This window comes from Mycolicibacterium litorale, from assembly GCF_010731695.1.
Lineage (GTDB): Bacteria > Actinomycetota > Actinomycetes > Mycobacteriales > Mycobacteriaceae > Mycobacterium > Mycobacterium litorale.
In genome coordinates this window covers 3,023,616-3,040,101 of sequence record NZ_AP022586.1, presented here as the reverse complement: position 1 = coordinate 3,040,101, position 16,486 = coordinate 3,023,616, and the positions used below count along the sequence as shown (strand labels likewise).

15 protein-coding genes are annotated in these 16,486 nt (G+C 70.9%); 8 read left to right on the top strand and 7 right to left on the bottom strand.

Going from position 1 to position 16,486, the window contains the following annotated elements; genetic code table 11:
* The first annotated feature begins 20 nt into the window (after positions 1 to 20).
* Entirely contained in the window at positions 21 to 1,301 is a 1,281-nt protein-coding gene (locus G6N30_RS14430) for a glycosyltransferase (protein WP_134053880.1), read from the top strand.
* Here the strand turns inward: G6N30_RS14430 and amaB are convergent.
* A complete protein-coding gene (gene amaB / locus G6N30_RS14425) occupies positions 1,252 to 2,829 on the bottom strand; it encodes an L-piperidine-6-carboxylate dehydrogenase (protein WP_134053878.1) in 1,578 nt (525 codons plus the stop codon). The genes G6N30_RS14430 and amaB overlap by 50 nt on opposite strands.
* 78 nt (positions 2,830 to 2,907) lie before the next feature.
* Between amaB and G6N30_RS14420 the strand changes: the two genes are divergently transcribed.
* Positions 2,908 to 3,387 carry an Lrp/AsnC family transcriptional regulator gene (locus G6N30_RS14420; RefSeq protein WP_134053876.1) on the top strand — a complete coding sequence of 160 codons (480 nt, stop codon included), beginning with the start codon at positions 2,908 to 2,910 and terminating at the stop codon, positions 3,385 to 3,387.
* Between the two features lie 9 nt (positions 3,388 to 3,396).
* On the opposite strand, the gene G6N30_RS14415 is transcribed toward G6N30_RS14420, so the two are convergent.
* Both G6N30_RS14415 and G6N30_RS14410 read right to left on the bottom strand, forming a co-directional pair.
* The gene (locus tag G6N30_RS14415) at positions 3,397 to 3,639 is read right to left on the bottom strand and encodes a hypothetical protein (RefSeq protein ID WP_234880135.1); all 243 of its coding nucleotides are present in this window, start codon (positions 3,637 to 3,639) and stop codon (positions 3,397 to 3,399) included.
* A gap of 55 nt (positions 3,640 to 3,694) precedes the next feature.
* Positions 3,695 to 8,050, bottom strand: a complete 4,356-nt coding sequence (locus G6N30_RS14410; protein WP_134053872.1) for a cation-translocating P-type ATPase — start codon at positions 8,048 to 8,050, stop codon at positions 3,695 to 3,697.
* 104 nt (positions 8,051 to 8,154) lie between these two features.
* Here G6N30_RS14410 and lat point away from each other — a divergent pair, with 104 nt between their 5' ends.
* Positions 8,155 to 9,486 carry an L-lysine 6-transaminase gene (gene lat, locus G6N30_RS14405; RefSeq protein ID WP_134053870.1) on the top strand — a complete coding sequence of 444 codons (1,332 nt, stop codon included), beginning with the start codon at positions 8,155 to 8,157 and terminating at the stop codon, positions 9,484 to 9,486.
* On the opposite strand, the gene G6N30_RS14400 is transcribed toward lat, so the two are convergent.
* Entirely contained in the window at positions 9,380 to 10,036 is a 657-nt protein-coding gene (locus tag G6N30_RS14400; RefSeq protein ID WP_163687588.1) for a restriction endonuclease, read from the bottom strand. The two genes, lat and G6N30_RS14400, sit on opposite strands and share 107 nt — an antisense overlap.
* Positions 10,037 to 10,199: 163 nt before the next feature.
* Here G6N30_RS14400 and G6N30_RS14395 point away from each other — a divergent pair, with 163 nt between their 5' ends.
* Together G6N30_RS14395 and usfY are read left to right on the top strand one after the other, a co-directional pair.
* Positions 10,200 to 10,553: a hypothetical protein gene (locus tag G6N30_RS14395; RefSeq protein ID WP_134053868.1), complete on the top strand. Its 354-nt coding sequence runs from the start codon at positions 10,200 to 10,202 to the stop codon at positions 10,551 to 10,553.
* Between the two features lie 60 nt (positions 10,554 to 10,613).
* Positions 10,614 to 10,922 carry a protein UsfY gene (usfY, locus tag G6N30_RS14390; protein WP_134053866.1) on the top strand — a complete coding sequence of 103 codons (309 nt, stop codon included), beginning with the start codon at positions 10,614 to 10,616 and terminating at the stop codon, positions 10,920 to 10,922.
* A gap of 52 nt (positions 10,923 to 10,974) precedes the next feature.
* Here the strand turns inward: usfY and mbp1 are convergent, their stop codons facing one another.
* Complete coding sequence (gene mbp1, locus G6N30_RS14385; RefSeq protein WP_134053864.1) at positions 10,975 to 11,211, bottom strand: microaggregate-binding protein 1; 237 nt, start codon at positions 11,209 to 11,211, stop codon at positions 10,975 to 10,977.
* An 83-nt stretch (positions 11,212 to 11,294) separates the two neighbouring features.
* A complete protein-coding gene (locus G6N30_RS14380; protein ID WP_134053862.1) occupies positions 11,295 to 12,152 on the bottom strand; it encodes an SDR family oxidoreductase in 858 nt (285 codons plus the stop codon).
* A gap of 140 nt (positions 12,153 to 12,292) precedes the next feature.
* Between G6N30_RS14380 and G6N30_RS14375 the strand changes: the two genes are divergently transcribed.
* Complete coding sequence (locus G6N30_RS14375) at positions 12,293 to 13,261, top strand: glycosyltransferase (protein ID WP_134053860.1); 969 nt, start codon at positions 12,293 to 12,295, stop codon at positions 13,259 to 13,261.
* Positions 13,262 to 13,281: 20 nt separating this feature from the next.
* Positions 13,282 to 14,523, top strand: a complete 1,242-nt coding sequence (locus tag G6N30_RS14370) for a glycosyltransferase (protein ID WP_134053858.1) — start codon at positions 13,282 to 13,284, stop codon at positions 14,521 to 14,523.
* Between the two features lie 5 nt (positions 14,524 to 14,528).
* Here G6N30_RS14370 and G6N30_RS14365 read toward each other — a convergent pair whose 3' ends face one another.
* Positions 14,529 to 15,413: a glycosyltransferase family 2 protein gene (locus G6N30_RS14365; RefSeq protein WP_134053856.1), complete on the bottom strand. Its 885-nt coding sequence runs from the start codon at positions 15,411 to 15,413 to the stop codon at positions 14,529 to 14,531.
* An 82-nt stretch (positions 15,414 to 15,495) separates the two neighbouring features.
* Here G6N30_RS14365 and G6N30_RS14360 point away from each other — a divergent pair, with 82 nt between their 5' ends.
* Positions 15,496 to 16,479: a UDP-glucuronic acid decarboxylase family protein gene (locus tag G6N30_RS14360; RefSeq protein ID WP_234880134.1), complete on the top strand. Its 984-nt coding sequence runs from the start codon at positions 15,496 to 15,498 to the stop codon at positions 16,477 to 16,479.
* The last annotated feature ends 7 nt before the right edge of the window (positions 16,480 to 16,486 follow it).

The following is a 16,486-nucleotide window of genomic DNA, read 5'->3' as shown; positions in this document are numbered from 1 at the left end:
AGCGGGTATAGCTGGTCGCGATGGCGACCATCCTGGCCTACACCTCACCGTCGGCGGGCCACCTCTTCCCGATGCTCGCGCTCCTCGGTGAGCTGGCCGGGCGCGGGCACCGCGTCCACGTGCGCACCTACGCGGCCGGCGTCCCCGTCGCGCGTGCGGCCGGAATGGCCGCGGACACTGTGGATCCCCGCATCGAGGCCATCGTCAGCGAGGACTGGCGCGCCGGCAGTGGCCGCGCGGTGCTGCGGATGACCATCGACACCTTCGGTGCGCGCGGCGCACACGAACTGGCCGATGTCGACGACGCGGTCGCGCGGGTGGGACCCGACGTGCTGGTGCTCGACATCAACTGCTGGGGTGCGATGGCCGTCGCCGAGGCCTCGAGGCTTCCGTGGGCGGTGTTCTCCCCGTACACGCCGTTTCTCACCTCCCCGGGTATGCCGCCGGTGGGTGCGGGGATGGCGCCGCGCCGGGGTCCGGTGGGGTGGGTGCGCGACCTGGGGGTGCGCACGGTGGTGCGCCGGGTGTTCGACGTGCCGATGATGGGTCACGTCAACGTGTTTCGGGCCCAGCGTGGACTTCCCGCCCTGTCCGATGTGGACGCCGTCCTGCGTCGCGCACCGCTGATGCTGGTGGCGGGCGGCGAGCCGTTCGAGTATCCCCACCCGGGCTGGGGCGATGCCGTACAGATGATCGGCCCCTGCGAGTTCGACCCGGCCGCCGCTGACACGCCGGAGTGGCTCGACGCCGTCGACATGCCGGTGGTGCTGGTCACGACGTCATCGGTGAAGCAGGCTGATTCCGCGCTCGTCGCCACCGCGCTGACCGCGCTCGCCGATGCGCCCGTCCACGTCGTCGCGACCTGTCCGGCGGGCATCCCCGACGGAATCGTGGTGCCCCCCAACGCCACGGTGACGGGATTCCTGCCGCACGGACCGGTGCTCGACCGCGCGATCTGCGCGATCACCCACGGCGGTATGGGCGTCACCCAAAAGGCGCTGGCGCGGGGCGTCCCGGTGTGCGCGGTGCCCTACGGCCGCGACCAGTTCGAGGTGGCCCGGCGGGTGGAGGCGGCGCGGTGCGGCACCAGGATCCCGGCCCGGCGCCTCACCCCGCCCCGTCTGCGGGCGGGAGTCGAACGCGCACTGGCGATGACGGCAGGCGCGCGACGGGTCGCCGACGGCTTCGCCGCCACCGGCGGCGTGGCGCGCGGGGCGGATCTCGTGGAACAGCGGGTCATCCGCCGGTCGGTCAGCCGAAGTGCACCCCTTGCGCCAGGGGCAGTTCGGCCGAGTAGTTGACGGTGTTGGTGGCCCGGCGCATGTAGGCCTTCCACGCATCGGAGCCGGATTCGCGGCCGCCGCCGGTCTGCTTCTCACCGCCGAACGCACCGCCGATCTCCGCCCCGGAGGTGCCGATGTTGACGTTGGCGATGCCGCAGTCCGAGCCGTCGGCAGCCAGGAAGCGCTCGGCCTCGCGGACGTCGAGGGTGAAGATCGCCGACGAAAGGCCCTGTGGCACTTCGTTGTTCAGCGCGATGGCCTCGTCGAGGTCGTCGTAGGTGAGGACGTAGAGGATCGGCGCGAACGTCTCGGTGTGCACCACCGCGGTCTGCGCGGGCATCCGCACCACCGCAGGCGTGACGTAGAAGGACGTGTCACCGCGTTCGCCCTCGAAGATGCGCCGCTCGCCGCCGGTCACCTCACCACCGTCGGCGCGGGCCGCGTCCAGCGCGGCGATCATGTCCCGGTAGGCGGTCTCGTGGATCAGCGGGCCGACCAGCGTTCCGTCGGCGGTCGGATCACCCACCGGCAGTTGGCGATACGCGGCGGTGATGCGCTCGAGGAGATCGTCGGCGATCGACCGGTGGACGATCAGCCTGCGCAGGGTGGTGCAACGCTGGCCCGCGGTGCCCGCGGCCGAGAACACGATGGCCCGCACGGCGAGATCCAGGTCCGCCGACGGCGTGACGATCGCGGCGTTGTTGCCGCCGAGTTCCAGCAGGACCTTGCCGAAACGTTGCGCGACCCGCGGTGCGACCTGCCGGCCCATCCGGACCGAGCCGGTCGCCGACAGCAGCGCCACCCGCGGATCGTCGACCAGTGTCTCGCCGACCTCGCGTCCGCCCAGCACGAGTCGGCCGACCGCGCGCGGCGCACCGACGTCGTCGGCCGCCCGCTCGAGCAGCGCCTGGCAGGCGATGGCCGTCAGCGGGGTGAGTTCCGAGGGCTTCCACACGACGGTGTCGCCGCACACCAGCGCGACCGCGGTGTTCCAGGACCACACCGCCACCGGGAAGTTGAACGCGGTGATGACCCCGACGACGCCGAGCGGATGCCAGGTCTCCATGAGGCGGTGTCCCGGCCGCTCCGACGCGATCGTCTTGCCGTACAGCTGGCGCGACAGACCGACCGCGAACTGGCAGATGTCGATCATCTCCTGCACTTCGCCCAGTGCCTCGGCGGTGATCTTGCCCGCTTCCACGGTCACCAGCGTCGCCAGCGCCGCCTTGTGCTCGACGAGCAGTTCGCCCAGCCGGGCGACCAGTGCACCGCGCACCGGCGCCGGGGTGGTGCGCCAGTGGGTGAAGGCGTCGGCGGCCGCCTCGATCGCGGCCTCGGTCTGCGCCGCCGAAGTCTCGGGAACCGTGAACAGCACCTCACCGGTGATCGGAGTGCCGGCAGGCAGGCCGCCGTCGCCCGGGCCGCCCAGCTCCGTGGTCGCGCCGATCGCGTCGAGTGCGGCGCGAACCCGGTCTCTGAGCTCGTCGGCGGTCGGCAGCGCCGCTCCGGTCGGCGCGGGGGTCGGCGCGGGGGTCGTCGTCGTCATCGCTGTGTCCTTCTCCGTGGGTGCTGTTCTCGGTGTCGTGTGCGGTTCGGGAGCCGTGGCCTCGGCTACAGTGCCGCCATGGGCGAACCCGACGAGCATCCGCACCCGCCGGCGCCGCTCGACGAGATCGACCGCATCCTGGCCCGTGAGCTCGTGGCCGACGGTCGAGCGACGCTCGCGCATCTGGCCGCCAGCGCGGGTCTGTCGGTATCGGCGGTGCAGTCGCGTGTGCGCCGGCTGGAGTCGCGCGGCGTGGTCACCGGATACCAGGCGAGGCTCAACCCGGAAGCGGTCGGACACCAGCTGTCGGCGTTCGTCGCGATCACCCCTCTCGATCCCTCCCAGCCCGATGATGCGCCCGCACGGCTGGAACACATAGCGCAGATCGAGTCCTGCCACTCGGTGGCCGGCGACGAGAGCTACATGCTGCTGGTGCGGGTGGGGTCGGCACGAGCGCTCGAGGATCTGCTGCAGCAGATCCGGACCGCGGCGAACGTGCGAACCCGAAGCACGGTCATTCTACAGACTTTTTACGAGGGACGGCAGAACGTACCGTAATTATTCCGGTCATTGCCCTTCTTGCGGGTGATTCTGCTGCCTCTGGCTGACCAGCGCGTGTCCGGCGCCGATCGCGACGGCCACCGGCCACTCCACGATCTCCACGGCGACCAGCCCCGCCAGCGCGGCGTAGAACGCGAGTTGCTCCGGCCGGGGGAACGGCACCTTGCCGACCAGGGGCAGCGAGATCGCGAATCGTTGCGCACCGGCCACGCGGGCCGCGACGTCACGATGTGATGGGGCACCGGTCACTTCGGGGTCACCTTCCGTTCGCCGGTTCGGCCTAGCGTCCTGGGGCATGGCGAACCTACTTGCCGGCCTGGTGCGAAGCAGTGGCCAGGACGCGCTCCTCGGCGGGGCCGTCCGCGTCCTCACCCCGCCGCTGCGCGAGATCTACGCCGTCCTCGTCCGCGCCGGCGTCGTGGTCATCGTCGACGACTGAACCGGCCCCGGTGAGGCGCTGCAGCAGCGCGGGCGCGACGGCCGAGATCGCCGTGGCGGCCGCCGCGGCGAGGAAGGCCTGACCCCACGCGAACGGCCCGACCGGCGTGCATCCGAACAGCTGGCTCACCGCCGGGGTGCTGATGATGCCGATCATCGCGGCGAAGGTGCCGATGTTGGTGGCCACCACCAGCGGGCCGTGCGAATCGAGCAGCGTCTGCAACATCTGCGTGGACACCAGCCCGATCAGCGCGGCGGTGGCGGCCCGCCGCGGCGTCCCCGTGACACTGGCCATCAGCCACGCCGCGGTCGCGCCGGTCGTGGTTGCCGCGCCGCGTATCGCGATCGCCTGCCACATCGCCGACTCGTCGCGGTCGGCCTCCCCGGTGTCGGACTGCGGGCTGACCGCCAGCGCGGCCGCGGGCAGCGCGTCGGTGAGCATGTTGACCAGCAGCATCTGGCGGGCGTTGAGCACCGACCGGCCCGTCAACAGGCTGCTGATCAGCGCGAAGCAGACCTCGCCTGCGTTGCCTCCGAGGAGCACCGAGACCGCCGACTGGACGCGGCGCCACAGCTGGTTGCCTTCGTCGATGGCCTCCAGCAGGGCGTCGATGCGGCCGTCGAGCAGCATCACGTCCGCCGCGGTGCGCGCGGGGTCGCTGCCCGGGGCCGCCACCCCGATCCCGACGCTCGCCGCGCGGATCGCCGCGGCGTCGTTGGCGCCGTCGCCGACCATCGCGGTGACCACACCGCTGTCTTCGAGTGCCTGCACCACGTCGATCTTGTGTTCCGGCGTCATCCGGGCGAACACCGCGTACTCGGCCACGGCCGTGGCGCGTTCGTCGGCCGACATGTTCTCCCACTCGTCGCCCGTCACCACCTGATCGGGGGTGACATCGAGTCCGAGGTCGTTCGCGACGACGGCGGCGGTGACGGGGTGGTCACCGGTGATGAGCCGGACGCCGATGCCCTTGTCGCCGAGCGCGCGGAGCAGATCGCCGGCGCTGGGCCGCAGTGTGTCCGCCAGCCCGACGACGCCGACGGGGCGCAGGTTGCACGCGCACAACTGCTCGAGCCGTTCGGGGTCGCCGGCCGCGACGCGGGCGTCCTCGTCGCTGAGCTCGCACTCTGCGACCGCGAGGACCCGCAGCCCCTGGGTTGTCATCTCGTCGAACAGCGATGACAGCGCCCTGTCGTCGGTGAGGTCGTCGGCGAGCGAGGCGGAGATCCGTTCGGGGGCGCCCTTGATGGTGAGCCGGTTGCCGGTGAGCGCGGCGGCGTACGGGCGGCCCGACTGGAACGGCAGCACCGCATCGGGTTCCCGGGTGCCGGCATCGGGGTCGTCGCGACCCGCGGCACGCAGGATCGCGTCGTCGGTGGCGTGCTCGGTGCGCTGACCGTTGCGGACCACGATGGTGCTGGCCGCCATGGCCAGTACCTCGGCCTCGGTGTGCCCCTCGACCGGCCGTAACCTCTTGACCTGCAACCGGTTCTCACTCAGCGTCCCGGTCTTGTCGAAGCACACCACCTGTACGCGCGCGAGCGCCTCGACCGAGTGCGGGTTGCGGATCAGCACCGATTCACCGGACAGCCGGCGGGCGGCCGCCAGCTGGGCGAGTGTGGCGACCAACGGCAACCCCTCCGGCACCGCGGCCACCATGACGCCCACGGCGCTGGCGGCGGATGCACGCAGCGGTGTGCGCCGCAGCATCGACAGCAGTCCGACGAGCGCGCCGCCGCCCAGGCTCCACGGCAGGGCACGGCCGGTGATCCGGCGCAGCTGGGCCTGCAGGCCGATCTCCCTCGACTTCGACGGCGCCATCGCGATCGCGCGCTGCATCTCCGAACTCGCGCCCACCGCGGTCACGATGCCGATTCCGCTGCCCGCCACCACCGTCGAACCGGCGTAGAGCATGCAGGACCGCTCGGCCAGCGGTGCGCCGGGCGACGGATCGGTCTCCTTCGCGACGGGCAACGACTCTCCGGTGAGCGAGGATTCGTCCACCTCGAGGTTGACGGCCTCGGTCAGCCGGACGTCGGCCGGGACCACTTCTCCCGAGCGCACCTCGATCACGTCGCCGGGACGCAGCCGGGTGGCGGCCACCTCCTCGTCGCCGTCGGCCTCGTCGGCACCCAGCCGGCGCCGGGCCGGCGGATCCTGGACGGCGAGCAGCCGCCGCAGGATGCGTTCGGCGTGCAGCTGCTGTTCGGCCGACAGTGCGGCGTTGCCCAGCAGAACGCTGCCGACGAGCGCGGCGTCGAAGGGCGAGCCGAGCAGCGCGCTCGCCATCGCGCCGGTGACGAGGATCGGGGTGAGCGGGTCGGCCAGGTTCGCGCGCACCTCGCCGACGAAGTCGCGGGCGTAATTCCACACTCCGACAACGGGTTCGGGCACGAAGCTGCGTTCGGAGCCGTCCTCGACGGGACCTTCCCGTTGCGGCAGCAGGTGGGCCACCTCGTCCACCGGCAGCGCGTGCCAGTCGTGGCCGGGTTCGGCGCTGGGCAGTGCGTCGCGGAACACCCGTCGGCCTGCCGAGAAGCCGGACAGCAGGCCCGCCATGGCGCCCGCGTGCACCGAGACGGGACCTCGGCCCGGAACGCCCGGAATGAGCATCAGCGCCCCGATCGACGAACTCGACAGCGACAGCTCCACGCCCTTCTCACTCGCCGCGCGGGCCGCGGGCAGCGAATGCAGGACGCGCCACGCGCCGGTGAGGTCGTCGACGAGCAGATCGGCACTCCACGGCGGCGGCCTGCCTTCGCGCAGGACGCCGACGGTCACGTCGGCGGCATGCGGGCTGGTCATGTCGGCGGTCGTGATCAGCAGCACTGTCGCGCCGTCGTCCTTGGCGGCCGCCACCGCCTCGGCCAGCGCCTCGTCGGGAGATTCGCCGACCGGATGCAGATGGTCGAAACCCTGTGCCAGGGAACGTAATCCGTCGTCGGCGATGGACACGACGCGCGGTCTGGTGCGGCGCGCCTCCGCCACCACGGCCGCGGCGTGCGGATCGCGGACGTGGCTGACGAGGACCTCGCCCTCCTCGCCGGCGTCCGGGACCTCGGACATGGGATGCCAGCCGGTGGTGAGCCGGCCGTCGGCCAGCGCCTTGCGCGCGGCCTGCCAGGCCCGACTGCGGTGCGAGTTGGTCAGCCCGCGCACCCGGCTGACCATCACCTCGTCGGTGTGCAGTGCCCGCGGATCGATCACCACGGTGTCGATGCGGTCGAGAGTGCGCAGCGCCCGCGGATGCAGGACCAGGCCGCCGTGCTGGGCGGTGAACCCGCGGCTCAGCGCACAGGCGAACGCCTCCCGCGAGGTGCGCAGGGCCTTGGGGGCGGCCACGACAGCCGCCTCGCCCGCTGCCGCGAGGTTGCCGGACAGCGCCCCCAGCGCCAGGCCCGCGGCCGCACCGACCGTGGCGGCCCGGTCGGCGTAGCGCTCGGGCTTGCCCTCGGGAGGGGAGACCCGCTTGGTGGGCGGGCGGTCGTCGGACGCGTGCTGGGACAGCGACGGTTCGTGACGCCGCCACGACGCCCGGTCGTTCCACGCCTCGGCGGCGAGCATGGTGCGCTGCGCGGCTTCGGCCACCGCCGACACCGGCGAGACGGCCAGTGTCGCCATGGTGGCGTGCGCGGCGGCGAACAGCAGATCCGTGCCGTCGGGGCCCAGCCGGCTCTCCACCTGTCTGCGCAGGCGGGGCATGTGGTCGACGAGGGTCGGCACGGCCGAGACGACGTCGGGCAACCCGCGCAGACGCAGCACCGTCGCGCTCACCGACAGGCCCAGTCCCGCCATGGCGAAGGCCGCGCCCGCGGTCCGCGCGGCGAGGACCGCATCGTCGCCCGGCAGGTTCATCGGCTGGGTGCGCCGCGCGCCGGCGTCGACCGCGCGTTCGGCGTCGTCGACGGTGCGCAGCACGTCCGGAAGTGACGGGCCGTCATCGTCGACGGTGACCACGATCCGCGCGACCGTGGTGTTCAGCGCCACCGACCGCACCCCCGGCAGTTCCTTGACCGCGCGCACCACCTCGGCGGCGATGTCGCCGGCGTGCTCGCCCCCGAGGCCGCGCACCTCCACCCAGCAGCGGTTCCCGACGGCCTGGCAGCGGCGCGCGGTGGGGCCGCCGAGCGCCTCCAGTGCGACGGCGGCGGCGGTGCGGGTCACTGTCCCGGCGGCCCGGAGCGGAGCGGTCAACAATCCGATGCCGGGAGGTCTGGTCACCCTTCCGCCTTACCCGCGCAGAACCGCCGCCACACGCGCACGTCAATAGGAAGGTATCGCGTAACAGGTGCGCATAGCCGTAAAAATTCCGATAAGATCCACCCATGACCGATATGTTGACGCGTGCTGCCGTACCCGCCGTCATGCCGGCCGACGTGCACGAGGTGCTGGCCCGCAGCATCCTCGCCGACGGTCTCGACCTGGTGCTCGACCTCGAGCGGTCCTCGGGCTCCTACCTCGTCGACGCCCGCACCGGTGAGCGCTATCTCGACATGTTCACGTTCTTCGCATCATCGGCATTGGGGATGAACCATCCCGCGCTCGCCGACGACCGGTTCCGTGCCGAACTCGCGCAGGCCGCGGTGAACAAGCCGAGCAACTCCGACGTCTATTCAGTGCCGATGGCACGGTTCGTCGACACGTTCGCGCGGGTGCTGGGCGATCCCGCGCTGCCGCACCTGTTCTTCGTCGACGGCGGGGCGCTGGCGGTGGAGAACGCACTCAAGGTGGCGTTCGACTGGAAGAGCAGGCTCAACGAATCCCGCGGCCTGTCGCCGGATCTCGGCACCCGTGTCCTGCACCTGCGCGACGCGTTCCACGGCCGCAGCGGGTACACGCTGTCGCTGACCAACACCGATCCGAACAAGGTGGCGCGGTTCCCCAAGTTCGACTGGCCGCGTATCGACGCGCCATACCTGCGGCCCGGCCTGGACGACGCCGCGATGGCGGACATCGAGGCCGAGTCGCTGCGTCAGGCGCGCGCCGCGTTCGAGGCCCATCGGCACGACATCGCGTGCTTCATCGCCGAGCCGATCCAGGGGGAGGGCGGCGACCGGCACTTCCGGCCTGCGTTCTTCGCGGCGATGCGCGAACTGTGCGACGAGTACGACGCGCTGATGATCGTCGACGAGGTGCAGACCGGGTGCGGGATCACCGGGACCCCCTGGGCGTACCAGCAATTGGGCATCACCCCGGATGTGGTGGCGTTCGGCAAGAAGACGCAGGTGTGCGGGGTGATGGCGGGCCGTCGCGTCGACGACGTCGCCGACAACGTGTTCGCGGTCAGCTCGCGCATCAACTCGACGTGGGGCGGCAACCTCACCGACATGGTGCGGGCGCGGCGCATCCTGGAGGTGATCGAGTCCGACGGCCTGATCGAACGCGCCGCCCACGCCGGCAGTCACCTCCGGGCCCGGCTCGGGCAACTCGCCGCGGAGTTCCCCGCTGGGGTGCGCGACGTCCGGGGCCGCGGTCTGATGTGCGCGTTCAGTCTCCCGACACCGGCCCAGCGCGACGACCTGATCCGCCGGTTGTGGGAGCGGCGGGTGATCATGCTGGCCAGCGGGGCGGATTCGGTGCGGTTCCGTCCGGCGCTGACGGTGTCTCGCGCGGAACTCGACGATGCGGTGGACGCGGTCCGGCAGGTTCTGCGCTGATCTCCGGCTGCGCCGCGATCCGGCGGATCGTGGCGCGCAGCCGCGGCAGTTCGTCGCGACCGACCAGTTCGCATCCGTGCCGTTCGGCGAGTTTGCGTGCGGCAGGGGTGAATCCGTTGTTCGTCACCACCATGGTCCGCGCACAGTCCTGCATCGGTGCACCGGCGACCACCTCCTGGACCGCGCTCGCCCCAACCGGGCGTGACTGGCGTTTGCACTGGACGGCGACGCGGTGCGGCCGCCGGCCGAGGATGATGTCCACGCCCCAGTCGCCGGTCAGCGGCGTCATGATCACCGGGACTCCGCAGGAGCGGGCGATGTGCGCGATGTGGTCCTCGAAGTCGGTGCCCGACATGTCGTCCTCGGCCGCCCGCGCGGTGGCCGCCCCCGCGATCGCGCCGAGCAGGAACCGCGGTGCCAGGGCGACCAGCAGTGGCACCGCCACTGCGGCGGCGACAGCGACCCCTGTGTGGCCGCCGAGCAGGTGAACGGTCAACCCGGCCGCCGCGCCCAGCGCGCCGTAGAGCTTGACGCGAATACTCAGGGCCACGGCCGGATGCTAAGGCCACCGACCGACAGATCCACCGACCGACAGGCCACGCCGGTGTCGCCGAGCCCACATCCCCGGGCAGCCCGCGCAGGTTTTGTCTCGATTTCGTGCGGGAACACCCGCTGCGTCGGTGGTGGTGAGGCGAGCGTCCGGTAGGTGCACGGTGTATCAGAATCCGCAGGATGTGCGATTCGACGGCGGCGTCCGCGTCGCGGTGCGGTTCACGACGGCGGTCGCGCTCCTGGCCGGCGCCTTCCTGGCCGTGGCCGCGGTGTGGGTCAGCACCTGCGGTGGATCGGTCGCCGATGCGCTGGCGTGTGGCACACCGCAGCGCACCTTCCTCGCGCTCGGAGCGCCGGTGATCCTGCTGGGCGGTGCGGTGCGCGCGTTCGTCCGCGCGTTCGGGCACCGCAGACGCACCGACACCTGGTGGGCGTGGCAGGGATCGGCGTGGTTGCTGATCGCACTGATGGTGCTGGTCGCGGTGACCGGAGCACCGGTGCTGGCCGGCCGGTGACGTTTCGTTTCGCGCACCCGGGCATCGGGTAGGTGTAGTGGTGCTGAAGGAGGATTACCCATGAAGACCCCAGAAGACCCCGTTGATCACGCACGGACCACCCGTCCGCACGCCGGTGAGACGATGAAGGACACCAAGAACATGCCGGCGCTGATCCTGCTCGGGGTGGCGCTCGTCTCGTTCGTCGCCGCGCTGGCGGCGCACGCCACCTCCAACCACTCGGTGGGTGTGGTGCTCGGCTGCATCTCCGCCGTGGTGTTCGTGGTGGCCGGCGCTTGGTTCCTGATCGCGCACCGTCGCGTGAAGAACATCGAAGAGCGTTGGTACGCCGAGCATCCCGACGCCCAACCTCAGCGGCCGTCCCGCTGACACAGCAACGAAAAAGGCCCAGCCGCTCGGCTGGGCCTTCTTCGTGTGCGGGTTACTGCTCGCTCTTCTGGCGCTCTTCGGCGGCCTTGGCGCCACCGCGGGCGGCTTCGGCCTCGGCTTCCTTGCGGGCTGCGTCCTGCTGAGCATCGGCCTTGTCCTGCTGGGCCTTGCCCTCGCGGACCATGTCGTCACGGCCGGCCACGGTGCCGACCGTTTCCTTGGCCTTGCCCTTGATGTCTTCGACGGCGCCCTTGATGCCTTCTTCGGGACCACTGTTCTTCTCGGTCATGCTCACCTTTCAGCTAGATCGAACCCGTGGTCACGGGGTGCCCGATCTTCGCGCCACTGAAACCGCGGGCCGCGCGGGAGGCGTCACCCGGGCAGCGTCTCACCCCCGATGGGCGCGAGCACCTCGCCGCTGTAGTACGACGACATCTGCCCGGCGGCGAAGAACACGTACGACGGCGCGATCTCGTCCGGCTGGGCGGCGCGGCCGAAAGGGGTCTGCTCGCCGAAGGATTCGGTCTTCTCGACGTCCATGGTCGCCGGGATGAGCGGGGTCCACACCGGGCCCGGCGCCACGCAGTTGACGCGGATCTTGCGCTCTGTCAGCGATTGCGCCAGCGAATACGTCAGCGCCAGCACCGCACCCTTGGTCGCCGAGTAGTCGATCAGCGTCTTGTTCCCACGCAACCCGTTGATGGAGGCGGTGTTGATGATCGCACCGCCTTCGGGCAGGTGCTCGAGCGCGGCTTTGGTGACCCGGAAGAAGCTGTCGATGTTGACCGCGAACGTGTGGCGCCACTGTTCGTCGGTGATGTCGGTCAGCGACTCGACCGGGTTCTGATAGGCGACGTTGTTCACCACGATGTCGAGTCCGCCGAACTCGGCGACGGTGCGGTCGACCACGGTGCGGCACTGCTGCGCCTCGGCCAGGTCGCCGGGCAACATCAGACACCGGCGACCGGCCTGTTGCACCAACCCGGCGGTGTGCTCGGCGTCCTGCTGCTCATTGAGGTAGGCGATGGCCACGTCGGCGCCCTCCTTGGCGAAGGCGACGGCGACCGCGCGGCCGATCCCGGAGTCGCCACCGGTGATCAGCGCGCGTTTACCGGCGAGCAGATCGCGACCGACGTAGTCGCGCATCTCGTCGCGGGGGCGTTCGGACATGTCGGAGGTCTCGCCCGGATACGGGATGACGGCGTCGGGTGTCGGTGCGGAATCAGCCATGCCCGCCGGATATCCCGCAACGGCGTCGTCAAACAGCACGTTTCGGCAGGTGACGTCCACTTCGAGAACGTGTTCGTGACCGAACCCGAAATCTCTAACGTTCGAGGTTTACCGACCAGTGCCCCGGGTAAGTCGGCCTCATGTCGTCCGTCGGGCAGCGCGCATTACTGGCCTGGCACGTGCACGGCTCCTGGATGCAGGCACTGGTCGCCGGTGAGCACCGGTACCTGATCCCGGTGAACGCGGCCAAGGACGCCGACGGCCGCGGGCTGCTCGGCCGGGATTGGCCGCAGGCGCGCGAGGTCGATGCGGACCGCCTGCGCGACGAGGACATCGACCTGGTGATCCTGCAGCGCCCGGAAGAGATCGAGCTGACCGAGCGGTGGACCGGCCGCCGGCCCGGAGTCGATGTGCCCGCCGTCTTCGTCGAACACAACGCGCCGCGGCCGCTCGCGGTGGACAGCGTGCATCCGCTGGCCGAGCGCAGTGACATCCCCGTCGTCCACGTCACCGACTTCAACCGGTTGATGTGGGACAACGGCAAGGCGCCCACGATGGTGATCGACCACGGCATCGCCGACCCCGGCATGCGGTACCGCGGTGACATCGCGGCGGCGGCGACGATGATCAACGAACCGCTGCGCCGGTGGCGCACGGTCGGCACCGATCTGCTGGCCCCGCTGGGCGCCCGCGTGCCGATCGACGTGTGGGGCATCGGGACACCCGCCCTCGCCGAGCGGGACTGGCCGGGTGTGCATGCCCAGGGTGACGTTCCGGGGCCGCAGCTGTGGCAGGACGTGGCGCGTCGCCGGGTCTTCCTGCACACGGCGCGATGGACGTCGCTGGGCCTGTCGCTGCTGGAGGCGATGTTCCTGGGAATGCCCGTGGTGGCTGTCGCTTCGACGATGGCGCCGCTGGTGGTGCCCGCCGAGGCGGGGGTGGTGAGTGCCGATGTCGAGACGCTGGCATCGGCCTTGGAAGGGTTCGTGTCCGATCCGTCCGCGGCGAGGGCCGCGGGCAAGGCGGCACGTGATTTCGCGGTGGCGCACTTCTCGCTCGACCGGTTCCTGCGCGACTGGGACCGGTTGATCGACGACTGCTGCAGATGACCTCGCGAGAGAGGAAGCCGATGAAGATCGCAATGGTGTCCGAACACGCCAGCCCGCTGGCCGCGCTCGGCGGGGTGGACGCCGGTGGGCAGAACGTCCATGTCGCCGAGTTGTCGGCCGCGCTGGCCCGCCGTGGTCACGACGTCACCGTCTACACCCGCCGCGACGATGCGGACCTTCCCGAACGCGTCACCACACCGCAGGGTTACACCGTGGTGCACGTGCCCGCCGGCCCCGCGCGCTCGCTGCCCAAGGACGAACTGCTGGTCCACATGGGTCCGTTCGCCCAGTATCTCGACGATCAGTGGAGTACGGACCGGCCCGATGTGGCCCACGCGCACTTCTGGATGTCCGGCCTGGCCACCCAGCTGGCCGCCCGGCATCTCGGCCTGCCCGCGGTCCAGACGTTCCATGCCCTGGGCGTGGTGAAACGCCGCCATCAGGGCGCACTCGACACCAGCCCCGAGGACCGGCTGAAGCTGGAGGCGATGGTGGCCCGCACCGCGACCTGGGTCGCGGCCACCTGCACCGACGAGGTGTTCGAACTCATGCGCCTCGGTCGCGCGCGCAACCGGATCTCCGTGGTGCCGTGCGGGGTCGACCTCGACCTGTTCACACCGGACGGTCCGCGCGCCGAACGCGGCGCGCGTTACCGCGTCGTCAGTGTCGGAAGGTTCGTGCCGCGCAAGGGATTCGACGTGGTGGTCCGTGCCCTGCCCGCGATTCCCGACGCGGAACTCGTGCTGGTCGGCGGGCCCGACCGGTCCGAAGTGGAGGCCGATCCGGAGGCCCGGCGGCTGCGTGACCTCGCCGAGCGACTCGGCGTCAGCGACCGGCTGGTGTTCCAGGGCGCGGTGGCCCGCGCGGATATGCCCGCGTTGTTGCGGTCGGCCGACGTCGTGGCCTGCACACCGTGGTACGAGCCGTTCGGCATCGTCCCCCTGGAGGCCATGGCGTGCGGTGTCCCCGTGGTGGCCGCCGCCGTCGGCGGAATGCTCGACACCGTCGTCCACGACGTCACCGGTCGGCTGGTCACCCCGAAACGCCCCGTTGAGGTCGCCGAATCGATCAACACCCTGCTCCACGACGAGTTCCTGCGGCAGAGTCTGGGCGCCGCCGGACGCGACCGCGCTCGCGCCCGCTACTCATGGGACCGTGTCGCGGCCGATACGCTGCGCATCTACGACCGGCTGGTGCCCGCCGCCTATCAGGCCGGCGACTCCGCCAGGACATCCGCGACGACGACCGCTTCGTCGGTATGACTGCGTCATGCGGACTCCAGCAGTTCCAGCGCTCGCTCCACCCGATCGGGCAGCCGGCGGCGCCGGCGCAGCACCGCAGGCACACGCCTCACGGCTTCGGCTGCGGCCCTGGCGTGTTCGGTATCGCGCAGCGACGCGGTGAGCAGCGTGCCGGTGGCGCGCAGACATCGTCGCGCGGGACGGCGCAGCCAGGTGGTCAGCACGTCGTTGCGCAGCACGCGGGCGGCCTGCGCGGCGGTGGTCGCGCGCACCTGGGACGGCTGGTGCATCGCCACCAGCGCGGGGCAGTAGCACAGGTTCCAGCCCAGCGACGTCATGTCCACGGCGAGCAGCATCTCTTCGCCGCGGAAGTGCAGGATCTCGGAGAACCCGCCGGCCTGCTGGAACGCCACCTTGCGCACGATCGCCGCGCAGGACATGAAACCGAGGATGGCCGGACCGGGCAGATGCGGGGGATGCCCCAGCGGGCTGTCGGCGAGCATCCTGGAGAACAGGTCCTCCTCGTCGCGGGGCAACACGATGGTGCGCGCGGCGAGGAGTCCGACGTGCGGATAGGCGTCGAAGGTCTGCTCGGCGATGGCCGGAGCGTCGGGCTGCCACCAGGAGTCGTCGTCACAGAACGCCACGTACGGGGTCGCGGCGGCCGCAACGCCGGCGTTGCGGCCCACGGCGCCGCGGTTGCTGTCGAGTTCGACCACGCGCACCCGGCCTGCCGCACGTGCCGCCACACGCTGGACGGCGGCCACCGAGTCATCGCGAGAATCGTTGTCCACCACGATGACCGGGCACCGGGTGGTGTCCAGCAGGCGGATCACGACGGAGCGGAGTTCGTCCGCCCGGTCCCGGCTGGCGATCACGAACGTCGTTCGCGACGAATTCCGTTGCCCCATGGTCGCTGTCCGTACCCGGCGGGCCACCCGGCAAACAGCGTTTTCCCTACTACTTCGGGGGTATTGCGGCGTGGTGCATGACATGACCCGGGCTCTGGTGCTCGGTGGTTGCGGCTTCGTCGGCGGCCACCTGTGTGAACGGTTACTGGCCACCGGCGTCGAGGTGATCTGCGTCGACGATCTGTCGACCAGCGCCCCCACCGCCGAGAACCTGCTCCGCGATCACGCGCACTACCAGTTCGTGCGCCACGACATCACCGAACCGCTGACCGGCCGGGCGTTCGGGCAACCGGTGGACGTCGTGTTTCACCTCGCCTCGCCGGCCTCACCCGCCGACTACCTGCGGCTGCCGCTGCACACGCTGCACACCGGCGCCATGGGCACCGCCAACGCGCTCTCGGCCGCCGAACGCCATGGCGCCCGGCTGGTGCTGGCGTCGACCAGCGAGGTGTACGGTGACCCGCTCGAGCACCCCCAGCCCGAAACCTATTGGGGCAACGTCAATCCCATCGGCCCGCGCAGCGTGTACGACGAGGCCAAGCGCTACGCCGAGGCGCTGACGTTCGCACACCGCCGCGAGCGCGACACCGATGTGGGAGTCGCCCGCATCTTCAACACCTACGGGCCCAGGATGCGGTCCCATGACGGCCGGATGGTCCCGACGTTCATCCGCCAGGCGCTCGCCGGCGAACCGATGACCGTCACCGGCTCGGGCGGCCAGACGCGGTCCCTGTGCTACGTCGACGACACCGTCGAAGGCCTGCTCGCACTGGCCCGGTCGGGGTATCCGGGCCCGGTCAACATCGGCAACCCACACGAACTGACCGTCAACCAGGTCGCCGAGATCATCCGCGACCTCGCGGGCGCCGACTCGGCCATCGAGTTCCTGCCCGCCGTCGAGGACGACCCCCAGCGGCGCTGTCCGGACATCGCGACGGCACGCGAACACCTGGGCTGGGAACCGCGAGTGCCCTATCGGGACGGGCTGGCGCGGACGGTCGAGTGGTTCCGGTCGATGGATCCCACCTCCGAATACGCCGTGGCACAGACGAAGACAGCGAGTTAGGGGAACG

Excerpts from the sequence above, each read along its gene's own strand:
- G6N30_RS14420 (WP_134053876.1), top strand. The coding sequence starts at position 2,908 with ATGGGCGAACCCGACGAGCATCCGCACCCGCCGGCGCCGCTCGACGAG.
- G6N30_RS14375 (WP_134053860.1), top strand. The coding sequence starts at position 12,293 with ATGTCGTCCGTCGGGCAGCGCGCATTACTGGCCTGGCACGTGCACGGC.
- lat (WP_134053870.1), top strand. The coding sequence starts at position 8,155 with ATGACCGATATGTTGACGCGTGCTGCCGTACCCGCCGTCATGCCGGCC.
- G6N30_RS14365 (WP_134053856.1), bottom strand. The coding sequence starts at position 15,413 with ATGGGGCAACGGAATTCGTCGCGAACGACGTTCGTGATCGCCAGCCGG.
- G6N30_RS14370 (WP_134053858.1), top strand. The coding sequence starts at position 13,282 with ATGAAGATCGCAATGGTGTCCGAACACGCCAGCCCGCTGGCCGCGCTC.
- G6N30_RS14430 (WP_134053880.1), top strand. The coding sequence starts at position 21 with ATGGCGACCATCCTGGCCTACACCTCACCGTCGGCGGGCCACCTCTTC.
- G6N30_RS14360 (WP_234880134.1), top strand. The coding sequence starts at position 15,496 with ATGACCCGGGCTCTGGTGCTCGGTGGTTGCGGCTTCGTCGGCGGCCAC.
- mbp1 (WP_134053864.1), bottom strand. The coding sequence starts at position 11,211 with ATGACCGAGAAGAACAGTGGTCCCGAAGAAGGCATCAAGGGCGCCGTC.
- G6N30_RS14380 (WP_134053862.1), bottom strand. The coding sequence starts at position 12,152 with ATGGCTGATTCCGCACCGACACCCGACGCCGTCATCCCGTATCCGGGC.
- amaB (WP_134053878.1), bottom strand. The coding sequence starts at position 2,829 with ATGACGACGACGACCCCCGCGCCGACCCCCGCGCCGACCGGAGCGGCG.
- usfY (WP_134053866.1), top strand. The coding sequence starts at position 10,614 with ATGAAGACCCCAGAAGACCCCGTTGATCACGCACGGACCACCCGTCCG.